Below are 19,852 nucleotides of genomic sequence, written 5' to 3'. Positions count from 1 at the left end.
CCGCCCCCAGTTGGGTTGGCGTTTGATTTGACTGGATAGCCCCAAGTCTTTCAGGGTTTCTCCGAAGCTGGCCCCGATATGGGAAAGACCCCTGTCCCTGCAAGGGCGAACTGCGATTCAACCAAACCATAGATCGGTGAAATATCGGCTGCGGACCGCGTTCGGGCGCCCCATAGTGAGGCCTGCCGCCCGCAGAGGCGGTGTTTTGGAAAGAGCCGGATGTTGCAAGCCGCCCTGAAAGCCGCCGTCTACGCCGCCGTGATGTTGAGCGCCGCCAGCGCCGCCGCCGCTCCCGCCAAGCCGACCGCGCCTGTCGCACAGTCTCAGGACGGGGCCTCTGCAGACGGTCGGGATCGCCATGTCACCATCAGGAACCGCACCGGCTGGACCATGCTGAGCTTCTATGCGTCGGACGCCAGCACGGACGATTGGGAAGAGGACATCCTGGGCGAAGACGTGCTGGAGAACCGCCAGAACGTCCGCATCAACATCGACGACGGCTCCGGCGCCTGCGAATATGATTTCAAGGCCGAGTTCACCAATGGCGAGGAGCTGACCCGCTTTGGCGTCAACGTCTGTGAAGTCAGCGAATACACCTTCTCCCGCTGAGACGGCGACAGGGATAGAGGGATTCCGGCTATGGCCGGGCGCGCTGGACGCCCAGGCCCAGTCACGGCTGGTCCAGGCGGTGTTTGGGGCGCTGGGGACCGCGCCCCTCTATCGCCCCCAGACGCCGGGCGGTCGGCCCTTCTCGGTGCAGATGAGCAACCTGGGCCCTCTGGGCTGGGTGTCGGACCGAGGCGGTTATCGGTATCAGCCGACCCATCCGGTCACGGGTCAGGCCTGGCCCGCGATCCCGCAGATGCTGCTGGATCTGTGGGCGGCGACGGTCGGCGGGAAACGGGCACCTGACGCCTGTCTGGTCAATCTGTATCGCGAGGGGGCGAAGATGGGACTGCATCAGGATCGGGACGAGGCGGACCTGAGCGCTCCGGTTCTTTCGGTGTCTCTGGGCGATGCGGCCCAGTTCCGCATTGCGGACGGGGAGGGGCGTACGCGGACCCTGCGCCTGACCAGCGGCGACGTCTGCGCCCTGACGGGGCCGGCCCGTCTGGCGCGCCATGGGATCGACCGGGTTCTTGAGGGATCGTCGCGCCTGATCCCCGGCGGAGGACGGCTGAATCTGACGTTGAGAATTGCTCGCTGAACACCGCGATTTCGTGACTGGACGGATCAAGAGACGCGGGGTCACTGTCCGGCCTTATCTTTCCCGACCGGAGCGCCGCCGATGACCGTCCTCACCCGTCCTGAAGGTTCCGCCCCCGAAGACCTGCACCTCAGCCGCCGAACCCTCGGCGCTTTGGGCGGCCTCTTGTTTGCGGGTTATGCGACGGCGGCCCTGGCCAAGGAGGCCAAGCCGATCACGACGGACGCCAACGGCCTGACGACTGAGACGGTGACCTACCGGGCGCCCGACGGCTTCAGCCTGCCGGCCTATGTCGCGCGTCCGGCGGGGGATGGCCCCTTCCCGGTGGTGATCGTGGTGTCGGAGGTGTTCGGCGTGCACGAATATATCCGCGACATCTGCCGCCGTCTGGCCAAGCAGGGCTATGCCGCCATCGCCCCCGCCTTCTTCGTGCGGGTGGCGGACCCGGCGCCCCTGACCGAGTTCCCCAAGATCATGGAGATCGTCTCGGCGGCTTCCTACGAACAGGTGATGGGCGACATCTCGGCGACGCTGGACTGGTCCAGCCAGCAGTTGTGGGCCAAGGACGGCAAGGTCGGGATCACCGGTTATTGCTGGGGCGGAAAGGTGGTCTGGCAGGCCGCCGCCCGTTTCGCCGCCATCGGCGCGGGCGTGGCCTGGTACGGTCGACTGGCTCCCGCGTCCGATGCGACCCCCGCCCAGATTTCGGCAGGTCAGCCCTGGCCAGTCGATCTGGCCGACGATCTGAAAGCCCCCGTCCTGGGACTGTACGGGGGCAAGGATCAGGGCATCCCGCTGGAAAGCGTCCAGCGGATGCGTGACGCCCTGCAGAGCGCGGGCGAAACCACCAGCCAGATCGTGGTCTATGATGACGCGCCGCACGGCTTCCACGCCGATTACCGCGACAGCTATGTCGAGGCGGACGCCAGGGACGGGTGGAGCAAGCTGCTGGCGGTCTTCGATAAAGCGTTAAAACATTGAGCGCCTAATCGCTCATATGGACTGTGGGGACGTCCGAAGACCTTGGGAGGGGTCGAGATGGTCGGCACGCGTTTACAAAAGGCGGCGCTTCTGAGTTTGGGGCTGCTGTTCCTGCCTCTGGCCGCATGTGGCGGCGGTGGGGGTGGCGGCGGCAGCGGCGGGGGTGGCGTCGTGACCCCGCCTCCTCCGCCACCACCTCCGCCACCTCCTCCCCCGCCCCCGCCCCCGCCTCCACCACCGCCGGTGACGACGTCGCGCGAGTATCTGCGAAACTATGGTCTGGCGAACATCAAGGCGGAGGTCGCCTGGAATGCGGGCGCGACGGGGCGGGGCGTCACCGTCGCCGTGGTGGATTCCGGCATCGCCTCGGATCAGGCGGACATGGTGGGCCGTATCTCATCCGCTTCGACCGACGTGGTTGTAGGACGCAACACCCCCTATGTCGCCGCCAACAGTCACGGCACCCTGGTGTCGGGGGTCATCGCCTCGAACTTCAACGGTTTCGGCACGATCGGCGTGGCCTATGAATCGACCATTCTGTCGATCCGGGCCGACATCTCGGACTGCAAGGAGGTGGACAAGGACGTCTGTTTCGCCAGTTCCGATCTGGTGCGGGCGCTGGACTATGCCGTCAGCCACGGCGTGAAAATCATCAATATGTCGCTGGGCGGCGATGGGCGCATGGGCAGCGCGTTCGAGGCGGCGCTGAAGCGGGCGGTGGATTCCGGCGCAGTGATCGTGGCCTCGTCCGGCAATGAGGGCGAGGCCAATCCGGGTTGGCCCGCGCGCTACGCCATCGACCCGGCCTTCCTCGGGGCGGTGGTCGCGGTCGGCTCGCACAATGCGGCGGACCAGATGTCGAGCTTCTCGAACCGGGCCGGGGTGACCCAGACGGCCTATCTGTCTGCGCCCGGCGATCAGATCTACACCGGGTGCGATGCGACCCAGTGCTACATCGCCAGCGGCACCTCCTTCTCTGCGCCTCATGTGGCGGGGGCGCTGGCCCTGCTGATGCAGGCCTTCCCCAATCTGACGGCGCGGCAGGCTCTGGCCATCCTGATGGACACCGCGCGGGAAGCCGGTGATCCCGGGCCGGACATCGTCTATGGCCGCGGCCTGCTGGACCTGGGGCAGGCGTTCAGGCCCGTCGGCGCCAGTTCCGTGATGCTGGCGAACGGCGCCGCCATCACCACGAGGACAGAGCCCGGCAGCTTCATCGGCGGGGCGTTCGGCGACGCCTTCGGACGGCAGGCGGCTCTGAACACCGTATTGTTCGACAGCTATCAACGCATGTTCGCCGTCAATCTGGGCTCGGCCTATCCGACGGCGCCCCGGCGCTCCTATCAGGCTGAACCGTTCGAGCCGTCACGCACGGCCTATCAGACCTTCGCCCTGCCCAACGGCGGGCGGCTGAACCTGATCGCGGCCCAGCCCCAGGCGACGCCTGAGCCGATCGCCCCCCGCTATGATCTGACCCGCCAGCCGTGGATGGGCGACGAGCCGCGTCAGGAAGCGATGATCGGGTTTGAGATGGGGCGTCTGGGCTTTTCCGCCTGGCAGGGACGCGGCGGGGCGTCATCGCCCTTCAGCGGCGGGGCGGGAGACAGTTTCGCCGCCTTGGCTCAAGCCGACCACGCCGTTCGCGGTGTGGTGAAACTGGGCGGCTTCGCCCTGTCGGCGGAGACGGGCGGCGGGGACCGTCGGATGCCGCTGCGCCGTGTCGAGGAGGACGCCTCAACCTACAGCCGCGCCAGTCTGGCCTGGCGTCAGCAGAACGGCGGCCTGAGCCTCAGTCTGGGGTCGTTAGATGAGCGGTTGGGGCCGTTGGGCGCCTTCATGCCGTCCGGGTCTGACTTCGCCCTGCCGTCGCGGACGACCTTCTATGCCGTGGGCGGCGATTTGCGGCTGAACACCTGGGCCAGTCTGGTCGGAGAGGTCGGCATGGCTCGGTCCGAGATCGCAGGCAGTTTTCTGAGCATGGACCGCGCGGCGATCAGTTCGAACTGGAGGGTCGGCCTGTTGGGCGACTGCCGCCTGGTCTGCGACCGGATCAGCTTCACCCTGTCCCAGCCGTTGCGGATCGAGAGCGGCAGCTTCTCCGCCCTGCTGGCCGACGTGCCGCTGGACTATTTCGACGCTCTGACTTGGTCGCGCCGCAGCTTTTCGGCGGCCCCCAGCGGTCGCCAGATCGACTTCACCGTGGGCGCTCAGCGGGCGCTCTCGGACGGGTCGATGCTGACGATCACGGGCGTGGCCAGCCGCGAGCCGGAGCATGTGAAGTCTGCGCCGCCGGCCTTTGCGCTGATCGGCGGCTGGCGGCGCAGTTTCTGATCAGGCCTTGCTGTCGAAGGCGTGCCCATCGGCGGCGGGCGCGGCGTCATAGGGGTTTGCGGCCTTGGGGCCGGAACCCTTGGCGGCGACGACCACCATGGCCGGGCGGATCGTGCGGCCGAACAGTTCAAAGCCGGATTGCATGGTCTGCAGCACTGCGCCGCCGGGGACGGTGTCGGACGGCTGTTCGATCATGGCTTCGTGCAGGTGCGGGTTGAAGGCGTCGCCCGGCTCGGGCTTCACCAGCTTCAGGCCGTTGGTGTCGAACGCCTGCAGCAGGGATTTCTGCGTCAGCTCCAGACCCGTCACCAGACCGGCGGCGGCGCCTTCGGAATCCTTGGGCGCAGCCATCAGGGCGCGCTCCAGATTGTCGGCCACGCCCAGCAGATCCTTGGCGAAGCGCTGGATGGCGAAGGCGCGGGCGTCGTTCTGCTGCGTCTCGGCGCGGCGCTTCAGGTTCTCCATCTCGGCGGCGACGCGCAGGGCGCGGTCCTTCCACTCGTCGCGCTCGGCGATCACAGCGTCCAGCGGGGCCAGATCGTCGCCCCCATCCACGGACGGATGGGCGTCCAGGCCCTGTTCGGCATTGGCCTCGGCCGTTTCGGCGTCCAGTTCGTTGAAGTCGTCGTTAAGGGGCTTGTCGCTCACTTGTCGTTCCCGTCCAGCATTCGGCCCAGCACCCGGGCGGTATAGTCCACCAACGGAATGACACGGGCGTAGTTCAATCGTGCAGGCCCTATCACGCCGATGGCGCCCAGGACCCGTTGTCGGCCGCTCATATAGGGCGCCGCGATCACAGCGGAACCCGAAAGTGAAAACAGTCGTGTTTCGGCGCCGATGAAGATGCGCACACCCTGGGCGGCGTCGACCCCGTCCAGCAGGCCGATCAGCTGTTCCTTCTGCTCCAGATCGTCGAACAGGACGCGCACCCGCTCCAGATCGGCCAGCCCTTCTGTGTCCTGCAGCAGATTGGCGCGGCCACGCACGATCAGGGCGCGCTCTCGATCCTGACCGCCGGACCAGGCGGCAAATCCATCCTCGACCAGACGGGCGGCGGTCTGGTCCAGTTCGCGGCGCGCGATCTCCAGCTCCTGCGTCATTTCGCGCTTGGCGTCGGCGAAGGGACGACCGCGCAGCCGGGCGTTCAGGAAGTTTGAGGCCTCCACCAGGGTGGAGGGGGTGACCCCCGCCGACAGGGTCATGATCCGGTTCTCGACCGTGCCGTCATCGGCGACGATGACGGCCAGGGCCTGATCCCCGCCTAAGGCCACGAACTCGACGTGCTTGACCCCTGAATCGCGAACAGGGCTGGAGACAACGCCCGCCCCGCCCGCCAGACCCGACAACAGGTTGGACGCCTCATCCAGAGCAGATTCAAAGTTCCGACCCCGTCCGGCCAGCCGCCCGTCGATCTCGCGACGTTCCTCCTTGGTCAGGTCGCCGACCTCCAAAAGGCCGTCCACGAACAGGCGCAGGCCTGCGTGGGTCGGTATCCGGCCCGCCGAGGTGTGGGGCGCCGCCAGCAGGCCCGCCAGCGTCAGATCTTGCATGGTGTTGCGGATCGAGGCGGGCGACAGAGCGATCCCGCCCAGCGACAGAGTGCGCGACCCGACCGGCTCGCCCGTCTCCAGATAGCTCTCGACGATGCGGCGGAAGATGTCGCGGGCGCGCGCGTCCAGTCCCGCCAGTCCCGCAAGACCCAGATTCGGGGATGGGCCGCCATCGAACGGCGGGGTTTTGGGGGCATACAGGCTCACGGTTTCAGGATAAGCACCGCCGCCACAGCTTCCAAGGGATCATATCATGCGCCATTCGCAACGCACCGATGACCAACTGCGCACCGTGACCATCGAAACCGGCGTCAACCGCTATGCCGAGGGCTCGTGCCTGATCAGCTTTGGCCACACCAAGGTGCTGGTGACCGCCTCCATCGAGGAGAAGGTGCCGGGCTGGATGCGCAATACGGGCCAGGGTTGGGTGACCGCCGAATACGGCATGCTGCCGCGCGCCACCCATACGCGGGGCCGCCGCGAAGCCGCTGCGGGCAAACAGTCGGGCCGCACCCAGGAAATCCAGCGCCTGATCGGCCGTTCGCTTCGCGCCGTGGTCGACCTGAAGGCGTTGGGCGAGCGTCAGGTGCTGATCGACTGCGACGTCATTCAGGCCGACGGCGGCACGCGCACCGCCTCCATCACCGGCGCCTGGGTCGCCATGAGTTCGGCTCTGAACTATCTGCGCGACGAGGGCGTGCTGAAGGTTGGTCCGATCCTGGACCAGGTGGCGGCGGTGTCTTGCGGCGTCTGCGACGGGGTTCCGGTGCTGGATCTGGACTACGAAGAGGATTCGGAAGCCGAGGCGGATTCCAACTTCGTCCTGACCGGTTCGGGCCAGATCGTCGAGGTTCAGGCCACCGGCGAGAAGCGCGGCTTCTCGCGCGCCGAGTTCGACCGTCTGTTCTCCCTGGCCGAGATCGGCTGCACCGAACTGTTCGCCCTGCAGAAGGCGGCGCTGGAGGCTGTGCGTCGATAAGGGGTTTCGCGCGTTAGTCGGACGGGTCATCGTTCCGATGATCCGTCCCGACGACCCGGAGAGCCCGATGCGCCGATCCCTGTTCGCCTGCTCCGTCCTTGCGCTGGCCCTGGCGGTGTCCGCCTGTCAACGAAGTGGGGAGCATCCCGATGCCGCCCCCGCACCGACCGAAGCGCCTGCTGGACCGGCGATGACGCCGATTCAGACCTCGCCGCCCGTCGCGTCTGAAGATCCTCAGACCAGCATTCCCGAAGGCCCGGACATGACGCCGCGCCCCGTACCGGTCACGGACGAACCGTGTCGTGACGCCATCGGCGAGACGGTCTCCGCGCGTCTGGTGCAACGCTGCATCCAGGTCAGCCCCGCCACCCATCCGCCCTGCAACGCCGCCAATCCCTGCGCCCTGATCCAGGGCGAGATCGACCGCTCCTGCGCCATGTATGGGCCGGGCGAGACCAAGCCGAAGGAATGCGCGGGCTGAGGCCTGCGCTCAAGCAGCCCGCGCCCGCGTCGCGGGCTGCAGCGCCCAAGAAAAAGGCCCCGCTGTCGCCAGCGGGGCCTTCTCGTTTCAGGCGTTATGCCGTGGCTTAGTCGCGACGACGACGTCCGCGATCGCCACCGCGATCACCGCCGCCTTCACGCTTGGGACGACCGCCGGTGTCTTCCGACAGCGGGGCCTCGCCGCGCTCGGCGCGCTCAGCATTGATCTTGTCGGTGATGTCTTCACCGGTTTCCTGATCAACGACCTTCATCGACAGCTTGGTCTTGCCGCGGTCGTCGAAGCCCAGGAACTTGACCTTGACCTCTTGACCTTCCGACAGGACGTCAGCCGGGTTGGCGACGCGTTCCAGGGCGATCTGGGACACGTGGACCAGGCCGTCCTTGGCGCCGAAGAAGTTCACGAAGGCGCCGAAATCAACGACCTTCACGACCTTGCCGGAGTAGATGGTGCCGACTTCCGGCTCCGAGGCGATGGACTGAATCCAGGCCTTGGCGGCGTCGATCTTCTCCTGGTCGTTGGCGGCGACCTTGATGGTGCCGTCATCGCCGATGTCGATCTTGGCGCCGGTCTTCTCGACGATCTCGCGGATCACCTTGCCGCCCGAACCGATCACTTCACGGATCTTGTCGACCGCGATCTTGATGGTTTCGATCTTGGGTGCGTGCTCGCCCAGTTCGGTGCGCGGCGCGTCCATGGCCTTGGACATTTCATCCAGGATGTGGAGGCGACCGGCCGAAGCCTGCGTCAGAGCCTGTTCCATGATCTGCTTGGTGATGCCGGCGACCTTGATGTCCATCTGCAGGCTGGTGATGCCTTGCGACGTGCCGGCGACCTTGAAGTCCATGTCGCCCAGGTGGTCTTCGTCACCCAGGATGTCCGACAGGATGGCGAACTCGCCCGACGGCTCCAGGATCAGACCCATGGCGATGCCCGAGACCGGACGGATCAGCGGAACGCCCGCGTCCATCAGGGCCAGCGACGAACCGCAGACCGTGGCCATCGAGGACGAGCCGTTCGACTCGGTGATCTCGGAGACCAGACGGATGGTGTAGGGGAAGTCTTCCTTCGACGGCAGCATCGGACGGATCGCGCGCCAGGCCAGCTTGCCGTGACCGATTTCGCGACGGCCGGGCGAACCCATGCGGCCTGCTTCCCCCACCGAATAGGGAGGGAAGTTGTAGTGCAGCAGGAAGGATTCCTTGTAGGTGCCCTGCAGGCTGTCGATGTACTGCTCGTCTTCGCCGGTGCCCAGGGTGGCGACGACCAGAGCCTGGGTTTCGCCGCGCGTGAACAGGGCCGAACCGTGGGTGCGCGGCAGGACGCCGACTTCCGACACGATGGCGCGAACCTTGTCCAGGGCGCGGCCGTCGACGCGGTGTGCGTTCTCGATGATGTCGCGACGCAGGACGTCGGCTTCACATTCCTTGAAGGCGGCCGAGAATTTGGACGAATCGACGCCCTCGGGGTTCTCGTCGGTTTTCACCAGGGCGGCGGCGGCGGTCTTCTTGGCCGCATCGACGCCCGAGCGGCGGTCGTACTTGCCGGGATGGGCGTAGGCGGCCTTGATGTCTTCGCCGACCAGCGACTTGATCGAGGCGACGACGTCGGAGTGGTCTTCGGCCTGGAAGTCGAAGGGCTCCTTGGCGGCGTGTTCGGCCAGGTCGATGATGGCGTCGATGACCGGCTGCATGCCCGCGTGCGCGAACATCAGGGCCTCGAGCATCTTCTCTTCCGAAAGCTCCTTGGCTTCGGATTCGACCATCATCAGGGCGTCCTGCGTGCCGGCGACCACCAGGTCCAGGTCCGAGGTCGGGATCTGGTCGATGGTCGGGTTCAGGACCAGCTCACCGTCGATCAGGCCGACGCGCGCAGCGCCGATCGGGCCCATGAAGGGCACGCCCGAGATGGTCAGAGCGGCCGAGGCGGCGACCATGCCCAGAACGTCCGGGTCGTTCTCCATGTCGTGCTGCAGCACGGTCACGACGACCTGCGTCTCGTTCTTGAAGCCCTTGACGAACAGCGGGCGGATCGGACGGTCGATCAGGCGGGAAACCAGGGTTTCCTTCTCCGAAGGACGGCCTTCACGCTTGAAGTAGCCGCCGGGGATCTTGCCGGCTGCGAAGGTCTTTTCCTGGTAGTTGACGGTCAGGGGGAAGAAATCCAGGCCCGGCTTGGGGGCGCGGCCATAGACGACGGTGGCCAGAACCACGGTCTCGCCGTAGGTCGCCAGCACGGCACCGTCAGCCTGGCGGGCGATGCGGCCCGTTTCCAGGGTCAGCGGGCGTCCGGCCCACTCGATCGTCTTGCGTTTGATATCGAACATATTTCGTCTTTCGTATCCCGGCGGGCGTATTCCCGGCGGGGTCCCATCATTGGGTGGAGCGCGGGGCGTTCAGTCCCGAGGTCCGTGGATCGCCGCGCCATCGCGGAAGACCCGGTGAGGGCCGACCTGGCCCTCGCGTCTGCGCCGTTTCAGTCCCGCGGCGCACGGGTCGACAAAGCAACAGCTAGGAACACAACGAGGCGCGGACGTGACCGCCCGCGCCTCGAAATGATCTCTATCGCGGTCCCGCGCCTTAGCGGCGCAGGCCCAGCTTGGCGATGAGCGCCTGGTAGCGGCCGGCGTCGACCTTGTTCAGGTGGTCGAGCAGGCGGCGACGTTGCGACACCATCTTCAGAAGGCCACGACGCGAGTGGTTGTCCTTCTTGTGGGTCTTGAAGTGTTCGGTCAGGTTGGCGATGCGTTCCGACAGGATCGCGACCTGAACCTCGGCCGAGCCGGTGTCGCCAGCAGTGCGGGCGTTATCGGCGATGATCTCGTGCTTGCGTTCAGCAGTAACCGACATCGAAAGAGTCCTTTCTTGGCCTATCGCGCTTCGCGCTACTTGAGGCCGTGGGGTCTCGGCCCTTGCCGGATGGCGTGGGCCTAGAGGTTGAAAACGCGGTCGGGTTCTAACCGGCCGGCCCGCAACTGACAGAGTGCGATGAGGGTCTGGCCCTGAAAGGCTGAAACCGTGCGCGAACCGTCGCGAAGACGATCCTTGAGGGTTTCCACCTGACGGGGGAGCAGAACGATCGGGCGTCCCTGCCGAAGCGAGAAGGCGTCCTGATCCGTCACGGCCAGCTCCGGGATGTCGTCCAGGGCGGTCGCAACGGGAAGCAAGCCTTCCGAGGCGGCGCTCCTATGCACCATTTCCTCCAGAGAATCCAGAGTGACGGCGTTTTCCGTGCTGAACGGCCCGACCTGTTCGCGGCGCAATGCGCTGACGTGGCCTTCGGCGCCCAGAACCGCCGCCAGATCGCGGGCCAGAGAACGCACATAGACGCCCTTGCCGGTGCGGATGGTGATTTCGACGTGATCGGCGTCCGGGGCGTCGGTGACCTCGGCGGAATGGATGGTCACGCGCCGGGCCTGGAGTTCGAACTCCACGCCGTCGCGAGCCAGGTCATAGGCGCGCGCGCCGTCCACCTTGATGGCCGAAAACCGGGGCGGCGTCTGGTCGATTTCGCCCACGAAGCCGGGCAGGGCGGCCTTCACCTGATCCACGGTCGGGCGCACGTCGGAGCGGCCGATGATCTCGCCTTCGCGATCCACGCTGTCGGTCGAGACGCCCCAGTTGATGGTGAAGCGATAGACCTTCTGCGCCTCCATCATCATCGGCACGGTCTTGGTCGCCTCACCCAGCGCAATGGGCAGGATGCCGCTGGCCAGCGGGTCCAGGGTCCCCGCGTGACCGGCCTTCTGGGCGTTGAACAGGCGGCGGATGCGGCTGACGGCCTCCGTCGATCCCATCTCGAACGGCTTGTCCAGGCAGACCCAGCCGTCGACGATGTCGCCCTTCTTCTTACGCCCCATTATGCTTGGCCTATCGCGCGTCGCACTGCTTGAGGCCGGGTCGTCATTGCTCGTTCTCGTCGTCGGAAGCCGCTAGGTCTGCCTGGATGCGCGGGTCGGCGAACAGACGGTCCATGTGACTGGCCGCGTCGAAGCTGTCGTCGTGACGGAAGCGCAGGTCGGGCGTGAACTTCATGTCCAGGCGACGTCCCAGCTGGCCGCGCAGGAATTTGGCGTGGACGTTCAGCGCCTTGATGATCTCGCTCTCGTGGCCGTTTGTCGGCGCCGTCTCCACGCCCGCGCCCAAGGGCTCGACGAAACAGGTGGCGTGCTTCAGGTCCGGCGACAGCCGCACCTCGGTCACGGTGACGGAGACCCCGGCCAGGGCCTCGTCGTGAATCTCTTCTTCACGCAGGATGTCGACCAGGGCGTGACGGATCAGTTCGCCTGCGCGCAGCTGGCGCTGGCTGGGTCCGGCGGGGCCGGAGGCGTTACGGGTATGTTGCTTGTGGGCCATCGGCCGCTCCTTTTCATCGCCCGCCGGGGCTCGGACCCGACCGGATAAGCGAAAGGCGGGCGGTCTAGGCGCGTGGAGCCGCCGTGTCCAGTTTCGCCGCTCTGACGGCGCGCATGACTTCGCTGGAGGCGATGGAGCGGACGGGCCGCACCGACACTCCTCCAGCGTTCAGCACGCCCGCCGTCCAGTGGTTGCACAGGTGCAGGATCGAGAAGGTTTCGCGGCTGGCGAAGAAGCGCGCGTCGTCGCCGGGGCGGGCGGCGGCGACCCGTGGAGCGCCGCTGGACAGGTCCAGAGAGGCCTCGATGCGCGACGCCATCCGGTCGAAGTCGGCCGGGGCCAAGGTCAGGGCCGCCCGCTCATGCTCGGCGTAGCGGCTGCGGGGATCGGCGCCTTGCGGGTTCAGCATGACGACGGACGGATTGCCGGGTCGGAAGAAGGCGCGGGCGCCGTCAGGCAGGCGGGCCGAAATCGGGCTCTGATCCACATAGAATCTGGCGTCGCCCCAGCCGATCAGGACCCAATCGCCGGGCGCCAGGCTTGCAACGGCCTGGGCCAGCGGCCCGCCGTGCCGCATCAAAGCCTGACGCGGCACGGACAGATCGGTGTGAAAACCGTTGTCGAGCACCATGACCGTCACGGCGTTCGTCTGATCCGCGGGGTGAAGGCGCCCCGGCGTCGTCCAGGTCAGCAGGGCTGTGATCAGGCCGAGCAGAACGGCCAGAACCAGGCCGATCCTCAATGTTTGAAGTCCTGCAGGTCGCACAGACGTTCTTCGGCCAGCAGGGCGCCGGGCGGCGGTCCCTGCAGCACCGGCAGCATGACGAAACCGTCCTTGCGGATCGCGAACGCCAGCCAGCCGACGGGCTGACCATCGCACAGGTGCGATCCTTCATCCGACACGACGCGCCGCACCTCGATCTGGGCCTGGGCCGGGACAGCCATCACGCCGGCAAAGGTGGATTGAGTGGTGGCCAGTTCATCGGCGGCGACCAGCCGGTGCGGGGCGGAGACGATGCGTTTGCCGTTGTCCATGACCAGGGCGCCGCCCTCAGCCTCCAGACTGCGACCGCCCTCGGCCGCATCATAATGACCGGACAGCAGGGTTTCGCCGACCACCACCTGACCGCCCATGCCGTGGGGGGCGCCGGTCGGACCGGCGGTCATCAGAGAGTGCAGCGCCGGTTCGACGCCGAAGGCGCCGATCAGCACGGCGGCGAACGCGCCCAGGCCGATGCCGAACGCAGCCCACCGGGGCGGCTGGCCGTGGGTCGAGGGAGCCGTAGTCGTCATGCTCCCATCCTGGAACAGAGTTATGAACGTCCCGAGAATCAGTCGGGAACCGGGGCGGTTGAGCCAGGCGCTGTCGCCCATTCGCCCCGCCATTCATAGCTCAGCGTCGTACAATGTCGGAAGGTTCCATCCGCCCATTGGCCCACGGCCTGCATGGTCAGGGGGCGGGCGGGGCGGATCCGGCTCAGGATCAGCCAGGCGGCGTCGGCGCCTGGGCACAGGGCGCGCGACAGGCCGCGCCCGTCGCCGACGGTCTGGTTGATGGCGTAGATGTCGTTCTCGTTGGCGCCCGCAGGCAGGACGCGCCGCGCCCCGTCGGGACCGCCCCGCGTGAACTCCGCCGATCCGCGCGCCGTGGTCGAGAACAGCCGCTCGACACTGACTGCGCCGAACAGGCCGCGCCGCACCTCCAGCGTGATCCCCTTGGTCATGGCCTGGGTGATCCGGTCATTGGCGTTATAGGCCAGAAACCGGGTGTCGGCGTGCGCAGGCGCAGCCGCCGACACGGCGAGGCCAAAGGCGACGAGGGATGAGGCGACGGGGGCGATGAACGGGCGCATGGCTTCCTGTGTCGGCAGGCTTTGCGGCGAGAACGCGGCTTTATGAGCGGCTTCTAGAGTTCGCCAAGACAGCGCAGGGCGACTTCCAGGTTGCGCAGGCCGTCTTCGCCGGTCACCGCCGCCGTCTCGCCGGTGGTGATGGCGTGGGCGAAGGCCTCGAGTTCCTTCTTCAGCGGCTCCGCCGGCCAGGAGTTCAGCATCCGCGTCGAATATGAGCCATCCGGCTGCTGGCCGAAATACTCGGTGACCTGACGGGTAATCAGATCAGCGACGATGAACTTGGTCTTGGTGGCGACTTGAAGCGTGCGGGTCTTGTAGGGCGTGACCCAGTTGGTGGTGATGTGGGCGATCACCCCATTGTCCAGGCGGAACTGCAGCAGGGCCGTGTCCTCGCGGTCGGCGCGGGTGCGGGCCAGTTGCGGCTGGACCTCAGTGATCTCGGCGCCCGTCAGGTGGCGGATGATGTCGATGTCATGCACGGCCAGATCAATGACCACCCCGACCTCGCCCATGCGCGGCGGGAAGGGGCCGACGCGGGTGATCTGGATGGAGATGATCTCGTCGTCCGCGACGGCGCGCTTGACCGTCTCGACCGCCGGATTGAACCGCTCGACCTGACCGACCATCAGGACGCGGTTATTGGCCTTACCGGCGTCGATCATGCGCTGGGCGTCGGCGACGGTGGCGGCGATGGGCTTTTCGACTAGGACGTGGACGCCCTTTTCCAGCAGGGCCACCCCGACTTCGGCATGGAAGCGGTTGGGCGTGGCGACCACGGCGGCGTCCAGACCGGCATCGACAAAGGCCTGGGCCGTCGTGACCGGCGATGCCCCATAGGCGGCGGCGACCCCCTCGGCCGTCACGGCGTCCGGGTCGAAGATGGTCGTCAGGTCGAACTCACGCATCTCGGCGGCGACCCGTGCATGGTTGCGGCCCATGACGCCTGCGCCAGCGACGCCGATCTTGAGAGGAGCGGTGTTCGGCATTGGCTTAACCCTTGAAGCTGGCGACGGCGGCGATGATCTTGTCCTGCGTGGCGGCGTCCAGATCGGCGTGCATCGGCAGGCTGATGACCACGTCTTTCAGCCGCTCGGTCACCGGCAAACCCTGCGGCCCGCGCGGATAGTGCTCATAGGCGGGCTGAAGGTGCAGCGGGATCGGATAATAGACCGCTGTCGGCACGCCCTGTTCCTTCAGGTGCGCGGCCAGGCCGTCGCGGTTCGGGTGTTCGATCGTATATTGCGCCCAGTTCGAGACATTGCCCGCAGGCGCGTCCGGAACCTTGGCGACATGGGCGCGCAGGCCTTCATTGTAACGGGCGGCGGCGGCGTTGCGCCATTCGATCTCCTGGCCGAAGACCTTCAGCTTCTCGATCAGGACAGCGGCCTGGATGGTGTCCAGGCGGCTGTTCAGGCCGATCCGCATGTTCAGATATTTGGGGTCGTGGTCGAAGGTGCGGTCCTTCAGGTCCACGGCGACGGCCTTGCCGTGGACGCGGATGGAATCCATCAACTGGGCCAGTTCGTCGTCATTGGTCAGCACCGCCCCGCCATCGCCGTAGCAGCCCAGCGGCTTGGCCGGGAAGAAGCTGGTGGTGGTGACGTCGGCCCATTTCAGCGGGTGCTCGCCATTGATGGTGCAGCCGAACCCTTGCGCTGAATCCGAGATCAGCTTCAGCCCGTGCTTGTCGCAGACAGCCTTGATGGCCGCATAGTCGGCAGGCTGGCCGAACAGGTCCACGGCGATGACCACGCGCGGGGTCAGGCGGCCTTCCTTCAGCGTCGCCTCGATGGCGGCTTCCAGATGACCGGGGTCCATATTGTAGGTGTCGGCGTCCACGTCGATGAAGACCGGTTCGGCGTCGAACCAGGGCACGACTTCGGCGGTGGCGGCGAAGGTGAAGCTGGGCACGAACACGGCGTCGCCGCGTCCCACGCCCCAGGCCATCAGCGGCAGGGCCAGGGCGTCGGTGCCGTTGGCGCAGCCCAGGGCGTGCTTGGCCTGCCCGAAGGCGGCCAGATCAGCCTCGAACTGACGGACCTGCGGTCCCATGACCCAGGCGCCGCCGACGACGGCGTCCTGAACGGCGGCTTCGATCTTGCCGCCGAGGCGAAGGCGTTGGGCCTGAAGGTCGATGAAGGGGATCATTGAGGGTCGCTCTCCACGAGGGTCGGGGGCGGCGGTCCGAAGGCTCGGGCCGCGAATGTGGCCGCCCTCCTAGCAAGATCGGCCGCTGTCGCCAAACGGCTGAACCTCACTTCGCGTTGCCCTTTGCAACGTCCGCCCCCCTTGGCGCCCGACAGGTTGCGCCCTAAGCCAGCGGCATGACCAGCCTTTCCGTCGCCAAATCCAGGGTCTCCAACTGGCTGTTTGAGCACGCATTGCCCCTGTGGGCGGATCGCGGGGTTAGCGCCGACGGGCGGTTTTTCGAGCAGTTGGATTTCGAAGGCCGCCCCGTGACGGGCCGTCGCCGCCGCACGCGCGTTCAGGCGCGCCAGGTCTATGTCTTTTGCGAAGCCGCCGCCCTGGGCTGGCAGGCCGGGCGCGCCGTGGCCCAGACGGGGCTGGACCGAATGATCGACCTGTGTCGGCGTGACGACGGCCTGTGGATCAGCGCGACGGATGACGACGGCGCCGTGATTGACGATGCGCCGGACCTCTATGACCTGGCCTTCGTCCTGTTCGCCCTGGCGGCGGGGCATCGGGTGCTGGGCGATCCGCGCGCCCGGCCTCTGGCGCTGGAGACACTGGCGGCGATCCAGAAACTGATGAGTGCGCCGCACGGTGGCTGGCATGACGCCCTGCCGCCGCGCCTACCGCGACGCCAGAACCCGCACATGCATATGCTTGAGGCCATGCTGGCCTGGCAGGCGATTGCACCCGATCCCGCGTTCGAGGCGGCGGCGCGCGTCTCGCTGGATCTGTGCCGCGACCAATTCATCATCGACGGCGCGATCCGCGAATATTTCACTGAGGACTGGGCGGCTGACCCGCAGACGGGCCATGTCATAGAACCGGGCCACCTCGAGGAATGGTCCTGGCTGCTGCGTCAGGCGCACGGGGCGGGACTGGATGCGGGAGCCGCCGCCGAAGGTCTTCATCGCCGGGCGATCGCGCAGGGCCAGACGCCGCTGGGCATGATCCGCGAGATCGATCCGTCAGGCGCGCCTCTGGACGGCGGGCGTCGCCTGTGGGCCCAGACCGAGGCGGTCCGCACGGCCCTGGCGTTTGGCGACGCCAATGTCGGCGATCTGGTCGACGGATTGTTTGCGACCCATCTGGCTACTGATTTGCCGGGCCTGTGGGTCGACAGCTATGACGCAGAGGGACAGTCGCATGAGGCGGCGGCGCCTGCCTCAAGCCTCTATCACCTGATGACCGCCTTTTCCGAATTGCTGAGACATAAGCCATGAGCGGCGTGCCTGCGGCCTTCCTCGACCGTGACGGGGTGCTGATCGAAGACTGCGGCTATCCGCACAGGCCCGAGCATCTGGTCCTGATCCCCGGCGCGGCCGAGGCGGTGCGTCGGTTGAAATCGCTGGGGTATCTGACTGTCATCGTCACCAACCAGTCAGGCGTGGCGCGTGGTCTGTTCACCGAAGAGCAGATGCACGATTTCAACGCCCTGTTGATCGAGCGACTGGCCCAGGACGGCGGAGTGATCGACGCCGTCTATGCTGCGCCCTATCACGCCGATGCCGTGATCGAACGCTATCGTCACCCGGATCATCCCGACCGCAAGCCCAATCCGGGCATGCTGCTGCGCGCGATTGAAGAACATGGGATCGACCCGTCCAAGTCCCTGATGATCGGAGACCAGCCGACGGACGTAGAGGCGGCGCGGCGGGCCGGCGTCGCGGGCCATCTGTTCAAGGGCGACAATCTCGACGCCTTCGTGATGAGCCTGACCGCAGGCTGAACCTCGCCGCCTTTCGCAATTCCTGACACCGTGAATATATGGGCGGGTGCGTATTGCTGAAGGAGTTCCCCGTGGCTTTTGTTGAACGTCGCTGGACGTCGCCGGACGGCCTGAGCCTGTTCGCGCGCGACTATGCGCCCGGTCCCGGCGTGGCGCGGCCCCCGGTCATCGCCATCCACGGCCTGACTCGCAACAGCGCCGATTTCGAAGCCATCGCCCCCCTGTTGGCCCAGAGCGGCCGGCGTGTGTTGGCGGTCGATGTGCGCGGGCGCGGCCTGTCGGACCGGGCGCCGGACCCCATGACCTATACGCCCGAAGTCTATGCCCGGGATGTTCTGACCCTGATGGATCAGGCGGCGATTGATCGGGCGGTCTTCCTCGGCACATCCATGGGCGGACTGATCACCATGGCCCTGACGGCGATCCGGCCGAAGGCTGTGGTCGCCGCCATTCTGAACGACATCGGCCCGGAAGTGGCGACGGAGGGTTTGGCGCGGATCGCCAGCTATAGCGGTCAGCCGGTCGAGATCGAAACCTGGGCGGACGCCGCCGCCTACGCCAAGCGGATCAACGGCGTGGCCTTCCCGCATTATTCCGACGCTGACTGGGACGGGTTCGCGCGCCGCATTTTCCGTCAGCAGCCGGATGGCGAGATCGGCCTGGACTATGATCCTGACATCGCCGTGCCGATCCGGGCGGCGGGCGCCAAGGCGCTGGTTCCGAACCTGTGGCCCGACTTCCGCCGTCTGGCCCGGAAGAAACCGACCCTGCTGGTGCGAGGCGGGAACTCTGACCTGCTCAGCGCCGAGATCGCCGACAAGATGAAGAAGGCCGCGCCGTCGATGGCCTATGTGGAGGTTCCCGGCGTTGGCCATGCGCCGATGCTGGACGAGCCGGAGGCGCGGGCGGCGATCTTCGAGTTTCTGTCAGAGGTGCAGTGACAGGGACTTGCGCCTTGCCCGTCATCCTCGGGCTTGCCACGAGGATCGAGCCGTCCGCCGCTGTGCCTCAACGGAGACGCACAGCTCGATCCGCGCCCGGCCCTCGGGTCAAGCCCGAGGGTGACGGTGGATAAGGAGCGAGGATCGCGTTTGGCCGCTCAGTCCTTCGTTGGATCGACGCGGGACTTGTCGCCATAGGTCAGGGCCAGGAAGACGTCTTCCAGGTCCGGGTCTTCGGTGGTGATGTCGGCGATGGTCACGCCTGCCGCACGCACGGCGTTGATGACCTGTTCGACCGACGATTGGCCTTTTTTGTAGGTCACCGCGAAGGCCCCGCCGGGACGGGCCGTGACGACAAAGCCGTTCAGGACGGGCGGCACATCCTGCGGGGTCTCTGGCGTCACGACCACATTGCGGCTGTCCAGGCGGCGCAGCAGTTGCGGCGTCGGCTCGCAGGCCACCACCTCGCCCCGGTTGACGATGGCGATGGTGTCGCACAGCTCCTGCGCCTCTTCGAGGTAGTGGGTGGTCAGGACGATGGTGACCCCTTCCTCGTTGATGCGGCGGACATAGGCCCACAGCTGACGGCGCAGTTCGACGTCCACGCCCGCCGTCGGCTCGTCCAGGATCAGGATGGGCGGATTATGCACCAGGGCCTTGGCCACCATCAGGCGGCGCTTCATGCCGCCGGACAGGGCGCGGACATAGGCGTTGGCCTTGTCCGACAGACCAAGCGCGGCAAGCAGTTCGTCGGAGCGGCGTTCATTCTTGGGCACGCCGTAAAAGCCTGCCTGGACCTCAAGCGACTCGCGCGGGGTGAAGAAGACGTCGGCGACGATTTCCTGCGGCACCACACCCAGGGCTGCGGCGGCGTCGCGCGGCTCCTTGTCGATGTCGCGGCCCCAGATGGCGACTGTGCCTTCGGACTTCTTCACCACCCCGGCCAGAATGTTGATCAGGGTCGACTTGCCCGCCCCGTTCGGGCCCAGAAGGCCGAACACCGATCCGCGCGGGATCACCAGATCGACGCCGCGTAGCGCCGTCTTGGGCGCCGCCTTCTTGGATCCGGCATAGGTCTTCTTGAGGCCCCGCACCTCGATGGCGTTGTCGGGCAGGGCGTAGGTCTCGGGCATGGTCAGGGCAAACTCGGCGCAGAAAGGCGAGCGCATAGGTAGGGGGCCGGCGACGGTTCGCCAAGTCCGCTGATCGGGCGTGCTCGGCGCGACCGCTGGCGACA

21 protein-coding genes are annotated in these 19,852 nt (G+C 66.8%); 9 read left to right on the top strand and 12 right to left on the bottom strand.

Annotation, left to right across the window (positions count from 1 at the left end; all coding sequences use genetic code 11):
* Positions 1-219 precede the first annotated feature (219 nt).
* The 4 genes from JKF87_RS09515 to JKF87_RS09500 all read left to right on the top strand — a co-directional run bounded on the left by JKF87_RS09515 (position 220) and on the right by JKF87_RS09500 (position 4,519).
* On the top strand, positions 220-609 hold the full coding sequence (locus JKF87_RS09515; protein ID WP_201099645.1) for a hypothetical protein: 390 nt from the start codon (positions 220-222) through the stop codon (positions 607-609).
* The gene (locus tag JKF87_RS09510) at positions 578-1,207 is read left to right on the top strand and encodes an alpha-ketoglutarate-dependent dioxygenase AlkB (protein ID WP_307417773.1); all 630 of its coding nucleotides are present in this window, start codon (positions 578-580) and stop codon (positions 1,205-1,207) included. Before JKF87_RS09515 ends, JKF87_RS09510 begins: the two co-directional genes overlap by 32 nt.
* A gap of 81 nt (positions 1,208-1,288) precedes the next feature.
* Entirely contained in the window at positions 1,289-2,188 is a 900-nt protein-coding gene (locus JKF87_RS09505) for a dienelactone hydrolase family protein (RefSeq protein ID WP_201099644.1), read from the top strand.
* A 243-nt stretch (positions 2,189-2,431) separates the two neighbouring features.
* Positions 2,432-4,519, top strand: coding sequence for a S8 family peptidase (locus JKF87_RS09500; RefSeq protein WP_307417775.1), 2,088 nt, complete (start codon positions 2,432-2,434; stop codon positions 4,517-4,519).
* On the opposite strand, the gene grpE is transcribed toward JKF87_RS09500, so the two are convergent.
* Both grpE and hrcA read right to left on the bottom strand, forming a co-directional pair.
* Positions 4,520-5,092 (bottom strand): nucleotide exchange factor GrpE, encoded by a 573-nt coding sequence (gene grpE / locus JKF87_RS09495; protein WP_370874331.1) that lies wholly within the window; start codon positions 5,090-5,092, stop codon positions 4,520-4,522. It lies immediately after the preceding gene.
* A gap of 71 nt (positions 5,093-5,163) precedes the next feature.
* Positions 5,164-6,222: a heat-inducible transcriptional repressor HrcA gene (hrcA, locus tag JKF87_RS09490; RefSeq protein WP_201099769.1), complete on the bottom strand. Its 1,059-nt coding sequence runs from the start codon at positions 6,220-6,222 to the stop codon at positions 5,164-5,166.
* A 100-nt stretch (positions 6,223-6,322) separates the two neighbouring features.
* On the opposite strand from hrcA, the gene rph reads away from it, so the two are divergent.
* Both rph and JKF87_RS09480 read left to right on the top strand, forming a co-directional pair.
* Entirely contained in the window at positions 6,323-7,048 is a 726-nt protein-coding gene (gene rph, locus JKF87_RS09485) for a ribonuclease PH (RefSeq protein WP_201099642.1), read from the top strand.
* Between the two features lie 67 nt (positions 7,049-7,115).
* A complete protein-coding gene (locus JKF87_RS09480; RefSeq protein WP_201099641.1) occupies positions 7,116-7,529 on the top strand; it encodes a hypothetical protein in 414 nt (137 codons plus the stop codon).
* A gap of 106 nt (positions 7,530-7,635) precedes the next feature.
* Here JKF87_RS09480 and pnp read toward each other — a convergent pair whose 3' ends face one another.
* The 9 genes from pnp to JKF87_RS09435 all read right to left on the bottom strand — a co-directional run bounded on the left by pnp (position 7,636) and on the right by JKF87_RS09435 (position 15,903).
* Entirely contained in the window at positions 7,636-9,873 is a 2,238-nt protein-coding gene (pnp, locus tag JKF87_RS09475; RefSeq protein WP_201099640.1) for a polyribonucleotide nucleotidyltransferase, read from the bottom strand.
* A gap of 253 nt (positions 9,874-10,126) precedes the next feature.
* The gene (rpsO, locus tag JKF87_RS09470; protein WP_201099639.1) at positions 10,127-10,396 is read right to left on the bottom strand and encodes a 30S ribosomal protein S15; all 270 of its coding nucleotides are present in this window, start codon (positions 10,394-10,396) and stop codon (positions 10,127-10,129) included.
* Between the two features lie 80 nt (positions 10,397-10,476).
* Entirely contained in the window at positions 10,477-11,406 is a 930-nt protein-coding gene (gene truB / locus JKF87_RS09465) for a tRNA pseudouridine(55) synthase TruB (protein WP_201099638.1), read from the bottom strand.
* Positions 11,407-11,449: 43 nt separating this feature from the next.
* Positions 11,450-11,902, bottom strand: coding sequence for a 30S ribosome-binding factor RbfA (gene rbfA, locus JKF87_RS09460; protein ID WP_201099637.1), 453 nt, complete (start codon positions 11,900-11,902; stop codon positions 11,450-11,452).
* 64 nt (positions 11,903-11,966) lie between these two features.
* On the bottom strand, positions 11,967-12,644 hold the full coding sequence (locus tag JKF87_RS09455; protein WP_201099636.1) for a DUF2459 domain-containing protein: 678 nt from the start codon (positions 12,642-12,644) through the stop codon (positions 11,967-11,969).
* Positions 12,641-13,195 (bottom strand): hypothetical protein, encoded by a 555-nt coding sequence (locus JKF87_RS09450; RefSeq protein WP_201099635.1) that lies wholly within the window; start codon positions 13,193-13,195, stop codon positions 12,641-12,643. Before JKF87_RS09450 ends, JKF87_RS09455 begins: the two co-directional genes overlap by 4 nt.
* Before the next feature lie 38 nt (positions 13,196-13,233).
* Positions 13,234-13,755 (bottom strand): hypothetical protein, encoded by a 522-nt coding sequence (locus JKF87_RS09445; protein ID WP_201099634.1) that lies wholly within the window; start codon positions 13,753-13,755, stop codon positions 13,234-13,236.
* A 53-nt stretch (positions 13,756-13,808) separates the two neighbouring features.
* Positions 13,809-14,741 carry a Gfo/Idh/MocA family protein gene (locus JKF87_RS09440; RefSeq protein ID WP_201099633.1) on the bottom strand — a complete coding sequence of 311 codons (933 nt, stop codon included), beginning with the start codon at positions 14,739-14,741 and terminating at the stop codon, positions 13,809-13,811.
* Positions 14,742-14,745: 4 nt separating this feature from the next.
* Entirely contained in the window at positions 14,746-15,903 is a 1,158-nt protein-coding gene (locus JKF87_RS09435) for a DegT/DnrJ/EryC1/StrS family aminotransferase (RefSeq protein WP_201099632.1), read from the bottom strand.
* A gap of 176 nt (positions 15,904-16,079) precedes the next feature.
* Between JKF87_RS09435 and JKF87_RS09430 the strand changes: the two genes are divergently transcribed.
* The 3 genes from JKF87_RS09430 to JKF87_RS09420 are packed head-to-tail and all read left to right on the top strand — an operon-like array spanning position 16,080 to position 18,615.
* Positions 16,080-17,168, top strand: a complete 1,089-nt coding sequence (locus JKF87_RS09430; protein ID WP_201099631.1) for an AGE family epimerase/isomerase — start codon at positions 16,080-16,082, stop codon at positions 17,166-17,168.
* A complete protein-coding gene (locus JKF87_RS09425) occupies positions 17,165-17,674 on the top strand; it encodes a D-glycero-alpha-D-manno-heptose-1,7-bisphosphate 7-phosphatase (protein WP_201099630.1) in 510 nt (169 codons plus the stop codon). The genes JKF87_RS09430 and JKF87_RS09425 overlap by 4 nt, the downstream gene beginning before the upstream one ends.
* 38 nt (positions 17,675-17,712) lie before the next feature.
* Positions 17,713-18,615 carry an alpha/beta fold hydrolase gene (locus JKF87_RS09420; protein WP_201099629.1) on the top strand — a complete coding sequence of 301 codons (903 nt, stop codon included), beginning with the start codon at positions 17,713-17,715 and terminating at the stop codon, positions 18,613-18,615.
* Between the two features lie 158 nt (positions 18,616-18,773).
* Here JKF87_RS09420 and JKF87_RS09415 read toward each other — a convergent pair whose 3' ends face one another.
* On the bottom strand, positions 18,774-19,748 hold the full coding sequence (locus JKF87_RS09415; protein ID WP_201099768.1) for an ABC transporter ATP-binding protein: 975 nt from the start codon (positions 19,746-19,748) through the stop codon (positions 18,774-18,776).
* Positions 19,749-19,852: the final 104 nt, after the last annotated feature.

The organism is Brevundimonas nasdae (assembly GCF_016654005.1).
GTDB lineage: Bacteria > Pseudomonadota > Alphaproteobacteria > Caulobacterales > Caulobacteraceae > Brevundimonas > Brevundimonas nasdae.
This window is presented reverse-complemented; position numbering and strand designations above follow the sequence as displayed.